The sequence below is a fragment of the Paenarthrobacter sp. CCNWLY172 genome (assembly GCF_037402035.1).
In the GTDB taxonomy this organism is placed as follows: Bacteria; Actinomycetota; Actinomycetes; order Actinomycetales; family Micrococcaceae; genus Arthrobacter.
The window spans coordinates 336,810-351,040 of record NZ_JBBEGB010000003.1 but is presented as its reverse complement, the minus strand read 5'-3'; the positions used below and the strand labels follow the sequence as shown (position 1 = coordinate 351,040).

Annotated in this window: 12 protein-coding genes and 2 tRNA genes; 2 read left to right on the top strand and 12 right to left on the bottom strand. The window is 63.7% G+C overall.

The window, feature by feature from the left end; genetic code table 11:
* Positions 1-19: 19 nt before the first annotated feature.
* The 6 genes from WBN73_RS06440 to leuC all read right to left on the bottom strand — a co-directional run bounded on the left by WBN73_RS06440 (position 20) and on the right by leuC (position 6,594).
* On the bottom strand, positions 20-1,156 hold the full coding sequence (locus WBN73_RS06440) for a D-alanine--D-alanine ligase family protein (protein WP_207593818.1): 1,137 nt from the start codon (positions 1,154-1,156) through the stop codon (positions 20-22).
* On the bottom strand, positions 1,156-2,208 hold the full coding sequence (locus WBN73_RS06435) for an NAD(P)H-dependent glycerol-3-phosphate dehydrogenase (protein ID WP_207593819.1): 1,053 nt from the start codon (positions 2,206-2,208) through the stop codon (positions 1,156-1,158). Before WBN73_RS06435 ends, WBN73_RS06440 begins: the two co-directional genes overlap by 1 nt.
* Entirely contained in the window at positions 2,205-2,978 is a 774-nt protein-coding gene (locus WBN73_RS06430) for a lysophospholipid acyltransferase family protein (RefSeq protein WP_207593820.1), read from the bottom strand. Before WBN73_RS06430 ends, WBN73_RS06435 begins: the two co-directional genes overlap by 4 nt.
* An 11-nt stretch (positions 2,979-2,989) precedes the next feature.
* The gene (gene murA, locus WBN73_RS06425) at positions 2,990-4,315 is read right to left on the bottom strand and encodes a UDP-N-acetylglucosamine 1-carboxyvinyltransferase (protein ID WP_089595453.1); all 1,326 of its coding nucleotides are present in this window, start codon (positions 4,313-4,315) and stop codon (positions 2,990-2,992) included.
* 208 nt (positions 4,316-4,523) lie between these two features.
* Positions 4,524-5,132: a 3-isopropylmalate dehydratase small subunit gene (leuD, locus tag WBN73_RS06420; RefSeq protein ID WP_089595454.1), complete on the bottom strand. Its 609-nt coding sequence runs from the start codon at positions 5,130-5,132 to the stop codon at positions 4,524-4,526.
* A 10-nt stretch (positions 5,133-5,142) separates the two neighbouring features.
* The gene (gene leuC / locus WBN73_RS06415) at positions 5,143-6,594 is read right to left on the bottom strand and encodes a 3-isopropylmalate dehydratase large subunit (protein ID WP_207597580.1); all 1,452 of its coding nucleotides are present in this window, start codon (positions 6,592-6,594) and stop codon (positions 5,143-5,145) included.
* Positions 6,595-6,716: 122 nt separating this feature from the next.
* Between leuC and WBN73_RS06410 the strand changes: the two genes are divergently transcribed.
* A complete protein-coding gene (locus tag WBN73_RS06410) occupies positions 6,717-7,436 on the top strand; it encodes an IclR family transcriptional regulator (RefSeq protein ID WP_014922101.1) in 720 nt (239 codons plus the stop codon).
* 7 nt (positions 7,437-7,443) lie between these two features.
* Complete coding sequence (locus tag WBN73_RS06405) at positions 7,444-7,980, top strand: DUF1697 domain-containing protein (RefSeq protein WP_280623031.1); 537 nt, start codon at positions 7,444-7,446, stop codon at positions 7,978-7,980.
* Positions 7,981-7,991: 11 nt separating this feature from the next.
* Here WBN73_RS06405 and WBN73_RS06400 read toward each other — a convergent pair whose 3' ends face one another.
* The 6 genes from WBN73_RS06400 to gltX form a co-directional block, all read right to left on the bottom strand.
* Positions 7,992-9,611 (bottom strand): GTPase, encoded by a 1,620-nt coding sequence (locus WBN73_RS06400; protein ID WP_337339668.1) that lies wholly within the window; start codon positions 9,609-9,611, stop codon positions 7,992-7,994.
* Positions 9,608-11,389: a dynamin family protein gene (locus WBN73_RS06395; protein ID WP_337339669.1), complete on the bottom strand. Its 1,782-nt coding sequence runs from the start codon at positions 11,387-11,389 to the stop codon at positions 9,608-9,610. Before WBN73_RS06395 ends, WBN73_RS06400 begins: the two co-directional genes overlap by 4 nt.
* A 106-nt stretch (positions 11,390-11,495) precedes the next feature.
* Positions 11,496-11,571 (bottom strand) — tRNA-Glu (locus WBN73_RS06390).
* Positions 11,572-11,697: 126 nt separating this feature from the next.
* A tRNA-Gln gene (locus tag WBN73_RS06385) sits at positions 11,698-11,769 on the bottom strand.
* 126 nt (positions 11,770-11,895) lie between these two features.
* Positions 11,896-12,654 (bottom strand): HAD family hydrolase, encoded by a 759-nt coding sequence (locus WBN73_RS06380; RefSeq protein ID WP_207593824.1) that lies wholly within the window; start codon positions 12,652-12,654, stop codon positions 11,896-11,898.
* A 14-nt stretch (positions 12,655-12,668) separates the two neighbouring features.
* A complete protein-coding gene (gene gltX / locus WBN73_RS06375) occupies positions 12,669-14,189 on the bottom strand; it encodes a glutamate--tRNA ligase (RefSeq protein WP_337339670.1) in 1,521 nt (506 codons plus the stop codon).
* Positions 14,190-14,231: the final 42 nt, after the last annotated feature.

Here is a 14,231-nt window from a genome sequence, read left to right as displayed (position 1 = left end):
ACGGTCAGCAGGCCACGGGTCAGCGCAGGCCGGTCTTACGGGTCAGCGCCAGATGAATCAGTTCGTCGATCAGCTCGCCATAGGCCAGACCTGACGCCGCCCACATCTGCGGGTACATGCTCTTGGGCGTGAAACCCGGCATAGTGTTGATCTCATTGATGATCAGCTCCCCGGCAGGGGTATAGAAAAAGTCCACGCGGCTGAGGCCTTCGGCTCCCACAGCATCAAAAGCCACAGCAGCCAGTTCGCGCACGCGGCTGATGGCTTCGTCCGGCATGTCGGCCGGGCAGCTCAGAGCGGCCGCACCGTCTTCGACGTACTTGGCAGCGAAGTCATAGAACTGGTGCTCCCCCGCTGCCACCGCAATTTCACCGGGCATGGACGTTCGGGGCGCGTCGGTGCCCCGTCCCTGGAGGACGGCACATTCAATCTCGCGTCCCACGATCCCGGCCTCGATCACCAGCTTCAGGTCATGCCGGCGGGCTTCTTCAATGGCGGCGTCCAGGCCCTCCAGGGAATCCACTTTCGAGATTCCCATGGACGAACCGGCGCGGGCAGGCTTGACGAATACGGGGAACCCGAGCTTGTCGACGCGCTTCCGGACAGCCTCGGCGTCGGTCAGCCACTGGCGGTCCGTCACTGCAATGTACGGTCCAACGCTCAACCCCGCGGACTCGAACACCACTTTCATGTAGTGCTTGTCCATCCCCACTGCGGAGGCCAGAACTCCGGCGCCAACGTAACGTGTGTCGGAGAGTTCCAGGAGGCCCTGGATGGTTCCGTCCTCGCCCCACGGCCCGTGAAGCAGCGGGAACACTACGTCCACGGAGCCCAGCTCCTGTGGCACGGCATTGGGCTGGGTCACGATCAGCTGGTGCTCACCGCCCACTTCGGCCAACGTCACAGTCTTTCCCGACGGCGCCACCTCAGGAAGCGCTGCGGAACTCAAGGACCACTGACTGGTGTCGCCCGAGGCCAGGACCCACTGTCCTGATTTGGCGATGCCAATGGGAATGACCTCGTACTTGCTCTTATCGATGGCCCCCATGACGCCCGCCGCGGTGACGCAGCTGACGGCATGTTCGCTGGAGCGCCCGCCAAAGAGAACCGCTACGCGGGGGCGGCCGGTCGCAGGGGTGGAGTGATCTGTCACCATCAGTAGTCGCCTTCGGACTTCAGTGCCCGGGCCAGCAAACGTGGTCCCAGGTCATCAACGGACATTCTGCCTTCAAGCACCGCTACGACGGCTGCCGTAATGGGCATTTCAACGTTCAACTTGCCTGCAAGCTCGTGCACGGCAGGGCCGGACTTGATGCCTTCGGCGGTCTGCGTCATCTGTTCTGCGACCTGTTCCAGGCTGAGCCCTTCTCCAAGCAACCGGCCGGCAGTGTGATTGCGCGACAACGCCGATGAACAGGTAGCCACAAGGTCGCCCAAGCCGGCCAGGCCGGCCATGGTGTGGGCTTCACCGCCGAGCGCCAGGGCGAGGCGGGAGGTCTCTGCGAGTCCCCGGGTGATCACCGAAGCCTTGGTGTTGTCGCCCATCTGCCGGCCTTCGCAGATGCCCACGGCAAGGGCAATGACGTTCTTGACGATTCCGCCGATCTCAACACCAACAACGTCCGTACTGGTGTACGGCCGGAAGTACGGCGCGGTGCAGGATAACGCGATCGCTGCGGCGGTATCAGCGTCGCTGCAGGCAACCACGGACGCAGTCGGTTGCTCCCTGGCGATTTCCATCGCCAGGTTGGGACCGGAAACCACTGCTACACGGGATGCGGTAAGCCCCAGTTCCTGCGCAATGACCTCGCTCATCCGTGCATCAGTCCCCAACTCCAGGCCCTTCATCAGGGACACCACCACGGCATCGGGGGCCAGCAATGGCTTCCACTCGCCCAGTTGCGGACGCAAGGATTGGGCCGGAACGGCGAGGATCACGAGCGTGGCGTCCTTCAGCACCTCCGCCACGTCCGTGGACGCAGTGATGGTCGCGGGAAGCTCAATGTCTTTCAGGTACTGGGCATTGCGATGCAGCGAATTGATCTGCTCCACCACTTCGGGACGGCGACCCCAGATCCGGATGCTGCGTTCAGCGCCGGCAGCCTCAGCGGCGTCTGCGAGGATTTTGGCAAACGTGGTGCCCCACGATCCGGCACCCAAAACCGCCACGATGTCCGGTGCGTGGACGTGGCTCTGGAGAATGGTCACTTACCGTCCTCCGGTTCCGGCGCCTCGGAGGATCCGCGCTCAACGAAACGTCCGTGCTTTGACTGTTTGTGAACAGCCGGATCCCAGCGTTCGGCGGGAGCGGGCTCGTTGCGCAGTGTGGCCAGCAGAGCGGTGATGGCGTCCATGATGACCTCGGTTGCCTCAGTCAGCGTGGCGCGGTCCATGGGCCGGTCCGCGAAGGCACTGAGGTCCACCGGTTTCCCGACAAGGACCCGAACCGTTTTGCGCGGGAAAAGGTGGAACCGCTTGGCATAGCGCGGGAAGACATCCTGCGCACCCCAGTGCGCCATGGGCACGACGGGCGCACCGGTCTGCAGGGCAAGCCGGGCGGCCCCTGTATGCCCTTTCATGGGCCAAAGGTCGGGATCGCGGGTCAGGGTGCCTTCGGGATAGATAATGATGGCACCGCCGGCGTCCACCACCTCTTTGGCGACCTGCAGCGAGTGGTTCGCTCCCGCCGTCGAGCGTTCAACGGGTATCTGTTTGGTGGCGTTCAGCAAGGCCCCGAGCACGGGCACCTTGAAGAGGCCCTTCTTCGCCAGGAAGTGCGGCGGACGCTGCTGGTTGTAGACCAGGTGCCCGATCACGATGGGGTCGATCTCGGTGCAGTGGTTTGGCGCCGCAATGAAACCGCCGGACGGAAGGTTCTCAACACCTTCCCACTTTTTGGCCATCAGGAGGTTCATCAATGGGCGTGCGATGCCCGCCAGCAGCACGAACGTGGCACGGCTCTTGGCCGATTCCTTCAAGGGATCCCCCGCTACTTGGTGGTGGTGATATCGAAGTCTGCGCCCAGGCCGGCCAACTTCTCGGTAAAGCGCTCGTAACCGCGGTTGATGATGTCGATGCCCGTCACCCTGGAGGTACCAGTGGCTGCCAGCGCCGCGATGAGGTGGCTGAAGCCGCCTCGAAGGTCCGGGATGTCGATGTCGGTACCCCGGAGCGGGGTTGGTCCTGAGATGACGGCGGAGTGAAGGAAGTTCCGCTGTCCGAACCGGCACGGGACACTGCCCAGACACTCGCGATGCACCTGGATGTTCGCGCCCATCCGGGCCAACGCATCGGTGAACCCGAACCGGTTTTCGTAGACGGTCTCGTGGACGATCGACACGCCTTCTGCCTGTGTCAGGGCCACGACCAGGGGCTGCTGCCAGTCCGTCATGAAACCGGGGTGGACATCCGTTTCCAGGACCAACGGGGACAGCTTTCCGCCCTGGTGGTAGAAGCGGATGCCGTCGTCGCCGATGTCCATACCGCCACCCACTTTGCGGTAGGTGTTCAGGAAGGTCATCATGTCCCGCTGCGACGCGCCTTCAACGAAGATGTCGCCCCTGGTCACCAACGCAGCGGACGCCCAGGACGCGGACTCGTTGCGGTCCGGGAGAGCACGGTGGTTGTACCCGCGGAGATCCTTGACGCCTTCAATCCTGATGGTGCGGTCAGTCTGGACGCTGATAATGGCGCCCATCTTCTGCAGGACAGCAATGAGGTCGATGATCTCGGGCTCAGTTGCGGCACCGATGAGTTCAGTGATGCCTTCAGCCCGCGTTGCGCTCAGCAGCACCTGCTCCGTGGCACCAACCGATGGATACGGAAGGGAGATCTTGGCGCCATGGAGGCCGTGCGGTGCGGAGATGTGGATACCGCCCGGGCGCTTTTCCACTACTGCACCAAACTGGCGAAGCACGTTCAGGTGGTAATCGATGGGCCTGTCGCCAATTTTGCAGCCACCCAGGTCAGGGATGAAGGCCTCGCCAATGGCATGGATCAGGGGCCCGCACAGCAGGATGGGAATACGGGAATCCCCGGCGTGGGCGTCAATGGCGGTACTGGACGCAGTCTTTGCATCCTTGGGGTCAAGGGTAAGGTCACCCGTGACCGGATCCTTCACTACTGTCACGCCGTGCAACTGCAGCAGGCTGGTAACAACCTCTACGTCCTTGATTTCCGGCACGTTCCTCAGCACCGATGGTTCGCTGCCCAGCAACGCCGCCACCATGGCCTTGGGCACCAGGTTCTTGGCACCGCGAACGGTCACTCGTCCTGTTAAGGGGACGCCACCGCGGATTGTCAGAACACTACTCATCTATACCGGTTTCCTCACGACTACTCGCCCCCCAAACTTACAAAGGCTCCAGCTAAGCATAGAAGCTCGCGTTACCGAACCGAAATGGACGCACCCGGCGCCGCGAGCTTCAGCCATCAGTTGAACGTTGACGAAAAAGGACCGGCAGGCACTCCCACAGGGTGCCCACCGGTCCTTAATCTGCAGCTTGCGGCCCCAAACGGCGGCGCTATCCAGCTTGAACCTTCGCAGGAAGCGTCTTGGGCTTGAAGGAAGGACGCGTGGCCTCGTAGGCGGTGATGTCTTCTTCATGCTGAAGTGTCAGGCCGATGTCATCGAGGCCTTCCAGGAGGCGCCAGCGGGTGTAGTCGTCAATGTCGAACGGAGCCACGATGTTGCCGCACTCCACGGTCTTGCTGACAAGGTCAACCTTGACTTCGGTGCCCGGAGCGTTCTCCAGCACTTTCCAGATGAGCTCAATGTCATCCTGCGCGACCTGCGCGGCGAGCAGGCCCTGTTTGCCGGAGTTTCCCCGGAAGATATCGGCAAAGCGGGAAGACAGTACGGCTTTGAAACCGTAATCCTTCAGCGCCCAGACGGCGTGCTCGCGGGATGAACCCGTGCCGAAGTCCGGCCCGGCCACCAGGACCGAACCGGCATTGAACGGGGCTTGGTTGAGGATAAAGGAATCATCCTTGCGCCAGGCGGCGAAGAGTGCGTCTTCGAAGCCTGTCCGCGTGATGCGCTTGAGGTAGACAGCAGGGATGATCTGGTCGGTGTCCACGTTGCTTTGGCGCAGCGGCACGCCGATGCCGGTGTGGGTAGTGAATGCTTCCATGGTGATCCTCCTAGACTGCGGTTCCGGTCAGGCTGCCTGCCGGGACGGACTCCAGGTCCGACGGCGAGCTCAGCGTGCCGCGCACAGCCGTGGCTGCGGCAACGACGGGTGAGACCAAGTGCGTGCGGCCTCCCTTGCCCTGGCGGCCTTCAAAGTTGCGGTTTGACGTCGACGCGCAGCGCTCCCCCGGCTCCAACTGGTCCGGGTTCATGCCCAGGCACATGGAGCAGCCGGCGAAGCGCCATTCGGCCCCGAATTCCTTGAAGACCTTGTCCAGGCCTTCGGCTTCGGCCTCCAGCCGGACACGGGCCGATCCGGGGACCACCAGCATACGGACGTTGGGATCCTTCTCACGGCCGCGGATGATGTCGGCGGCAACGCGGAGGTCCTCAATCCGGGAGTTCGTGCAGGATCCCAGGAAGACCGTGTCCACACGGATGTCCTTCATGGGCGTGCCGGCTTCCAGGCCCATGTACTGGAGCGCCCGCTCGGCTGCGGCCTTGGCGTTCTCATCACCGAAGTCCTCCGGAGAGGGCACTTTCGCCGAGAGGGAAACGCCCTGGCCGGGGTTGGTACCCCACGTCACGAACGGCTCCAGGGTGTCCGCGTCCAGGTCCACCTCAACGTCAAAGACGGCGTCGGCGTCGGTGTGGAGCGTGTTCCAATACTCGACCGCGGCGTCCCAGTCAGCACCTTCGGGTGCGTGCGGGCGGCCCTGCATGTAGTCGTAGGTGGTCTGGTCCGGGGCCACCATGCCTGCGCGTGCGCCTGCCTCGATGGACATGTTGCAGATGGTCATGCGGGCGTCCATGGACAGGGCGCGAATGGCCGAGCCGCGGTATTCCAGGACGTATCCCTGCCCGCCGCCTGTGCCGATCTTGGCAATGACCGCGAGGATGATGTCCTTGGCCGTCACGCCGGGACGCAAGGTGCCTTCGACGTTGATGGCCATGGTCTTGAACGGCTTCAGGGACAGCGTCTGCGTTGCCATGACGTGCTCAACCTCGGACGTACCAATACCCATGGCCAACGCGCCGAAGGCCCCGTGGGTTGAGGTGTGGGAATCGCCGCAGACCACTGTCATGCCCGGCTGGGTCAGGCCCAGTTGCGGGCCGACCACGTGCACGATCCCCTGTTCCTTGTCTCCCAGGGAGTGCAGGCGGACGCCGAATTCCTTGCAGTTGGCACGCAGGGTTTCAATCTGGGTGCGGCTGGTGAGGTCGGCTATAGGCTTGTCGATGTCCAGCGTGGGGGTGTTGTGGTCCTCCGTGGCAATGGTGAGGTCAACGCGGCGCAGCTGCCGGCCGGCCAAACGCAGGCCTTCAAAGGCCTGCGGTGAGGTCACTTCATGTACCAGGTGAAGGTCGATGAAGAGAAGATCGGGCTGGGCGTTGGCTCCTTCGCCTTCACCTTTGCGCACTACGTGCGCGTCCCAGACTTTCTCGGCCAGTGTCTTTCCCACGGCCTTGCTCCCTTCACTGCGTTGGCTTGTTGCGTTGTTCTTGATCCACTGAAGCAGCATCGCTGCGAAATAGGCCAGCGAAAGAACTTGCATCTCAGATATTGAGACGGCAATATCATTACATGGACAATTCTAGTGGAGTCGGTGTCATTGATAAAGCGGCCCAGGTACTCGATGCCCTCGAGGCCGGGCCCACGACACTCGCCCAACTTGTAGCGGCTACGGGCCTTGCCCGGCCTACGGTTCACCGCCTCGCGCTGGCGCTGGTCCACCACCGGCTGGTGAGCCGCGACATCCAGGGACGCTTTGTCCTGGGCAGCAGGCTCGTGGAGTTGGCCTCCGCTGCAGGCGAAGACCGGCTGATCGCTTCTGCGGGACCGGTCCTGATCCAGTTGCGCGACGCGACCGGTGAAAGTGCCCAGATTTTCCGCAGGCAGGGCGATTGGCGCGTCTGCGTCGCATCAGCCGAACGCCCCATCGGCCTGCGCGACACCATCCCGGTCGGCACCCAGCTGTCCATGAAGGCCGGCTCCGCCGCCCAGGTCCTGCTGGCGTGGGAGGACCACGACCGCCTTCTTGAAGGGCTGCAAAACGCCCGCTTTACGCCCACCGTGCTGGCAGGAGTACGACGCCGGGGCTGGGGTCAGAGCCTCGGCGAACGCGAGCCCGGGGTCGCGTCGGTCTCTGCCCCCGTTCGTGGACCGTCCGGCCGGGTCATTGCGGCCGTGTCGATTTCGGGTCCCATTGAGCGGCTTACCCGCCAGCCGGGCCGCCTGCACGCCGAAGTAGTCTGCAACGCCGCCCGGGTGCTGACGGAAGCCTTGCGAAAGAACAACGATTAGGCCCGGCATGGACAACTACGCCGTCTTCCTCCGCGGCATCAATGTTGGTGGCATCAACATCAAGATGGCCGACCTCAAGGCTGCACTCCAGGACTACCCGTTCGCCAAGGTCAAAACCCTCCTGGCCAGTGGAAACGTCGTGCTGCAGAGCGAGCTCAAGGCTCATGAGGTCAAGACGCAGTTCGAGCAGTGCCTGCGGAAGACCTTCGGCTACGACGCCTGGGTAGTGGTCCTCACAGCAGCAAGGGTAGCCGACCTCGTGGAGGCCTGCCCCTACCCGGCTGATGACAAAACCACCCACAGCTACATCACCCTGGCCTCCGATACTGCGATGCTTGATGAACTCTTTGAAGCAGGTGCTGCCCTGGACGGCGTGGAGCAGGTACGGCTGGGCCCTGAAGCGTCAGCGTGGCTGGCACCCGCCGGCGGCACCCTGGACAGCCCGTTCAGCAAACTCTCCGCCAAAGCCCGCTACAAAGCCGGCACCACCACCAGGAACCTGCGCACCCTCATCAAAGTCCGGGATGCGGCCGCGGCCCTCTAAGCTGCACTCCTTCACTTGGAGCGGGCCGCCTTCAGCGCGGCGTTGAACGCTTTCAAGCGCGTAATTTCCACCTCAACAGGCTCCACGATCCTCTGTTCGGCAACTGATGCCACCGCGGACTTCAAGCGTTTCGCTGCCCCCGACGCCCTGATGCGCGCAGCCCAGCCTCCAAGAATCCTTCCAGTTATGGCAAGGACGATCCCCAGCCCAACTCCCCCGGCGACCATGAGGGTAGGCCACGGCCACCCTTCCGTTCGGGGAACCTCGGGCACCGGCATTTGGAAGTAACCGAGAGCGGCCAACACCCCCAGCCACCCCAGGCCCCCAACGGCCAGCACAAGCGCCAGCCATTGGAGGGTGTTGAACAACGCCCACCACAGTGGCCGCTGCGTGGCCTTCAGGTCAGTACCGGCGATGGCTTGATCCAAGGCATCGGGCAACTGCTCCCGGCCGTCCCTAGCCACGGCGCGGATTACTGCCCGCCATGGTCCCGGTGCCCCGGCGGATGCGTCGTCCGCAAAATCCCGGACCGCAGCATCGGTGCGCGCCCGCTCCGGAGCACCGGCGGGCGGCAACGATGTCCGGCTGAGTTCGGGCCTGGTGTCCTCCCGCCGCAGGTTCAGCCTCCGCAAGGGATCCGGACGGAAGCGCAGCAGCCAGCGCGTCACGGGCCATCCGGTCCTGCGGGCCGACTCCCTCTTGAAGGACCGCTGGACTGCGTCCACCACCACCGGCACGTTGGCCGCCGTCGCCAGTTCAGACGCAAGCCGCGCCTTGGCGCCTGCAGTGATGCCGCGGGCTTCACCGTCGCCGGACGCTTCGGCGAGTTCCGCGCCGGCTTTGACGACGTCGGCCGCCAGCCTCCGCGTTGTTGCCTCGCGTTGGACCACGACGTTCCTGATGGCAGCACGGACGGCAGGGACGCCGTCGCCGGTTAAAGCTGAGGCACCCACCACGCGGACTGTCCCCAGCCCGTCACGCTCCAGGATGCCCTCCAGCGATTGCATCACAGCAGAAGCATCCGCTGCGTTGAGCCTGTCCACCTGGTTCAGCACCACCAGGGTGACGGCGCCGTGGGAGGCCATGGGCCGAAGGAAGTCATTATGCACGGCGGCATCAGCGTACTTTTGCGGGTCCAGGACCCAGACGAGGACATCCACCATGCCAACCATGCGCTGGGCGATCTCGCGGTTTTCCACCCTGGTGGAGTCGAAGTCCGGCAGGTCAAGGAGGACCAGGCCCGTGTCTGCGTCGGCCAGCCCCGGGACAGGTGGCAACGTATGCCGTTCCTTGACGTCCAGCCAGTCGAGCAACGGGCCGCTGCCGTCCTCACCCCAAATTCCCGCCAGGGGCGCTGAAGTCGTGGGGCGTCGTGCTGTCGCGGTGGCGAGCCCGCTGCCGGACACTGCGTTGAACAATGAAGACTTACCGCTGCCCGTGGCCCCGAAAAAACCTACCACGGTGTGGCCGGCCGACAATGAACGCCTGGAGGTGGCACGCTCCAGGACGTCGTAGACAGATTGCAGGTTGTCGTCCGGAAGCACGCCTTCAGCGAGTTCACGGGCCGTATTCAGCGCCTCGAGCCGCCGCTGCAGTTGGGATGCCTCGCGCACCTGGCCGTGGCGGCTCATGCGGCCCCCGCCAGGCGGCGGAGGATCTTGGCGTGCTGGGCCAGCTGGTTCCCTGAGCTTGGATGTGCCGCTTCAAGGCGGTCGAGGAAACGCAGCCGTTCATCGTCCAGCAGCCGTTGGCACTGCGTATGCAGGTCATCCCGCGCCTGCTGCGCCAGGCGACGCACGGCGTCCTCGCCGAATACGGCTTCCAACAGCTTCTGGCCGACTACCGCCGTGCCGCCGGCGATGCCAATCTCCAGCCCGCTCAAGCCTGCGGTCATGGAGAACACCACCACCATGAGCGCAGCGCCCAGGCCGTTGACGCCAAAGGACAACCAACGGGCCTGGGTCCGTTTCCCCTGCCCCTGGGTGCGGATCATCTCCATCAGGCCTTCCTGCCAGGTCCGAATGGCAGCGGCAGATTTCGCGTCGAAACCCTCGCTGGTCCCTGAAAGATCATCGGAGCCAAGGAGGTGGCGGCCCGCAGCGTCAGCACGCCAGCGCCGGTCCACGTTTTCTGCTGCAGTGGCGGCCTCGTCCAGGATTACTGCCTGCAGCCCGGTCTCGATGGCGGTCTCCACCTTCACCGCGGGAGCCGGCTCTCCGCGGAAGAAAGCGCCCACACGGTCCCGCATACGCCCGATGTTTTGCTCCAATGCCCGGAAGAATTCTCCAGTGCCCACAAAGTCCTGCCATCGCGCCAGTACCTCACCGCGGAGCAGTGCACCGTCCTTGGTGGCCGCAAGAATGCGGGAAAGGGCCAGCTCATACTCCTGAACGCAGGTGGTCTGGAGTTCGTGCGCAGCAGCATCCTGGGCTGATGCCGCTGCGGCGATGCCCTCCAAGCGGACGCTGACGGCTTTGACAGCTCCATTAAGAGTCCGCCGTGCGACGTCCGCCCTTCCAGCTGCGTTCGCTGCCAAGGCACCCAGCCATTGGCGCAGAGCTGACACCGATTCCTCCGGCAGCATTCCCAGCCCGTCCAAGGCACTTTCAGGAACGACGAAAAGCTCCGCCCCACTGAGCCCCTGCCGGTCCAGCATGGCTTTAAGGTCAGTCCTGACTTCTTCTTCCGCGGCCGGGGGCACGCGGTCCAACACCACGGCTACGGTGATGTCACGAGAGGCCGCATCCAGGAGCAGCCGCCAGGGGACGGCGTCGGCGTAGCGGTTGGCCGTGGTGACGAATACCCAGAGGTCCGCGGCCGCAAGCAACTGTCCAGCGAGCCTGCGGTTGTCATCTGAGATCGAGTCGACGTCCGGCGCGTCCAGGAGGGCTATGCCCTGCGGCACGGCGTCATGGCCCACCAACACCAATGATGTGATCGCGTGGGCGTCCGGCGCGGCACCTGCCTGGTTGGCAGGCCTCGGATTTGTTGACACGGTCCCTCGGATGCGGTCCAAACTGGGAAGTATCCTGTGGCCTTCAAACCATCCGGCGTCGTTGGGGTGGTGCAGGAGGATGGGTTGGCGTGTGGTGGGCCTGATGGCGCCTGCCCTGGTTACCGGATAACCCACCAGCGCGTTGACCAGCGTGGACTTCCCCGCGCCTGTGGAACCACCAACGACGGCCAGCAGCGGCGCATCCAGGCTGCGGTAACGGGGAATGATGTAGTCGTCGAGTTGCGCGAGGGAATCGCGGATCCATTGACGGCCTTCAGGGGCCTCCGGCACGGCCAGGGGAAGGGTGGTGGCCGCAAGCTCCGCGCGGGCAGCTTCCAAGGCCTCGACGGCGGCTGCCGCACCTTGAGGTACGGGGGTTCGCCGGATAGCTGCCGGGTCTTCGTTTGCGGTCACAGCATCATCATGCCAGCCCGACCCACGTCCCGGGCGCCCGGCAGGCGTTATGGGCACAACGATGGCAAAAAGAAATCCCCCGGAACCGTAGTTCCGGGGGATTCAGTGGTGACCCCAGCGGGATTCGAACCCGCGTTACCGCCGTGAGAGGGCGGCGTACTAGGCCGCTATACGATGGGGCCTTGCACTTTTGTCGCCGTTTCCGGCGATCAAGCTGAATGAGTATTTCATACTTTCAGCTCCGTTCCAAATCGCTTCAGCGACTTGGAGGTTCCAAATTTCCGGCGTATTCACGCGGATTTTCAGAGCTGGGATACCAGGACTCGAACCTAGAATGACGGTACCAGAAACCGTAGTGTTGCCAATTACACCATATCCCAAAGTGACTTTCGGACCGGAGTTCATCGCTTCGGTTTCCCTCAGCTTTTCCCTCCGTGCCCCTCAGCACGAGTAATGACTCTACCGGAGTCTTGCCACCTGCACAAATCGGGAAGGCGTTACCTGCATCACATGATTCGCGCCGCTGGATGCGTACCCTCAACGGCGCTTGGGACGGTGGCAAGCAAGCGTGTCAGGGAGTCCACTTGGCGTCCGGTGAATTCCTCCACAACTTCTCCGGTCCTGTTGAGCCACACGCCGATCAACCCTGCCGCCGTGGCGCCATCAGCGTCGAGCAGCCTGTTATCCCCCACGTAGAGCGTCTCGCCCGCCGCCGTGCCCAGGAGGCGCACGCCCTCGAGGTAAATGGCAGGATCCGGTTTGGGCACGCCAACAGTATCTGTGCCCACCAAAACCTTGATCCTGGAAAGACCTGCACCGTCCAGCTTGGCGCGCTGGTAATCGTGTACGTTATTGCTCACCGCTCCATAGGGAATGCCCGCAGCGTCGAGTGCATCCAAGACCTCTCCGACGTCGTCGAAGGCCCTCACGTATGCCGTCTGGCGCTGGTGGTACTCCGAGACCCAGGCCTGGGACTCGTCGCCCTCACCAAGTTCCACACCGAAGTGACCCAACGCAGCCCTGCCGCGAAGCAGCCGCTGTTCATTGAACGTCAGCTCGCCGGCCAGGTAACGGTCATAGAAGTGCGTGGTCTCGTGCGTAAAAATGCGGCCGAACTTCACCCACCCGGCCTGGTCCAGGCCGGGCAGGAGATGTTCGCTGACGTCACGCAAGGCTGTGGTCATGGCGTACTCAAGGTCCACCAGGGTGTCATCGATGTCGAAGAGGACACCGCGGATAGTGCCGAAGGAGCTTGCGATTGCCATGACTGAAGCCGTCCTTAGCCGCGGAAAGCGCGAACTCGGGCCAGCGATGAATCCTTACCAAGGATCACCATGGATTCGAACAGCGGCGGAGAGATGCGGCGGCCGGAGATGGCCGTGCGCACAGGCCCGAAGGCGGCCCGGGGCTTGATGCCCAAGTCCTCCACAAGAGCCTGCTTCAGCGCCGTCTGGATGTTCTCAGCCGTCCACTCCTCGATGGGCTCCAGCGCTGCCAGGGCGGCGTCGAGGACCTCGTCCAGGTTGGCAGGGAGTCCCTTCCGGGCGTCATCTGCTACGTCAATGGCTTCGTCGGCCTTGAACAGGAACGACAGCATCTCAGGAGCCTCACCCAGGAGGGTGATGCGTTCCTGCACCAGCGGGGCGGCCTCGGCAAGAATCTCTTCCTGCCGCGGTGTGAGGATCTCCCCTACCAACCCGGCAGCACGGAGGTAAGGGACCAAACGCTCTTTGAAGTTTTCCGGCGCCAGCAAACGGACGTGCGTTCCGTTGATGGCCTCGGCCTTCTTGATATCGAAGCGGGCCGGGTTGCCCAGGACATCGTGGATGTCGAAGTTGGCCACGAGCTGTTCCACGGTGAAGATGTCCTCATCTGCGCTCAGCGACCAGCCAAGCAGGGACAGGTAGTTGAGCAGGCCCTCGGGGATGAAGCCACGCTCGCGGTGCAGGAACAAGCTGGACTCGGGGTCACGCTTCGAGAGCTTCTTGTTGCCCTGGCCCATGACGTACGGCAGGTGGCCGAACTCCGGCATGTACTCGGCAACACCGATGGCGTAGAGCGCACGGTACAGTGCGATCTGGCGCGGGGTGGAGCTCAGCAGGTCCTCGCCGCGCAAGACGTGGGTGATCCCCATCAGTGCGTCATCCACCGGGTTCACCAGGGTGTACAGCGGGGCGCCATTGGCACGGACAACTGCAAAGTCGGGAACGGAACCGGCCTTGAACGTAATCTCGCCGCGGACGAGGTCGTTGAAGGTCAGGTCCTCGTCCGGCATGCGGAGACGCAGGACAGCCTCGCGGCCTTCGGCCTTGAACTGTGCCAGCTGTTCCTCGGTCAAGTGACGGTCAAATCCGTCATAGCCAAGCTTCGGGTCGCGGCCTGCGGCTTTGTGGCGGGCCTCGATCTCATCCGGCGTGGAGTAGGACTCATAGACGTGTCCCCCGGCCTTAAGCTTGGCGATGACGTCCTGGTAGATGTCGCCGCGCTGGGACTGGCGGTACGGCTCGTGCGGGCCGCCGACCTCTACGCCCTCGTCCCAGTTGATCCCGAGCCACTTGAGGGCATCCAGCAACTGGTGGTAGCTCTCCTCGCTGTCACGGGCAGAGTCGGTATCCTCGATGCGGAAGATCAGTTTGCCGCCAGTGTGGCGCGCATACGCCCAATTGAACAGGGCGGTGCGGATCAGGCCAACGTGCGGCGTTCCCGTCGGCGACGGGCAGAAACGGACGCGGACCGGAGTCTCGGCGTTGACGGCAGGGATGGCGCTGGAGGCAGCGTTCGACGCAGAAGCAGTAGTCATAGTGGTTCCAACTTTACCGCTTGGCGCCGCCCCGGTTTCCCG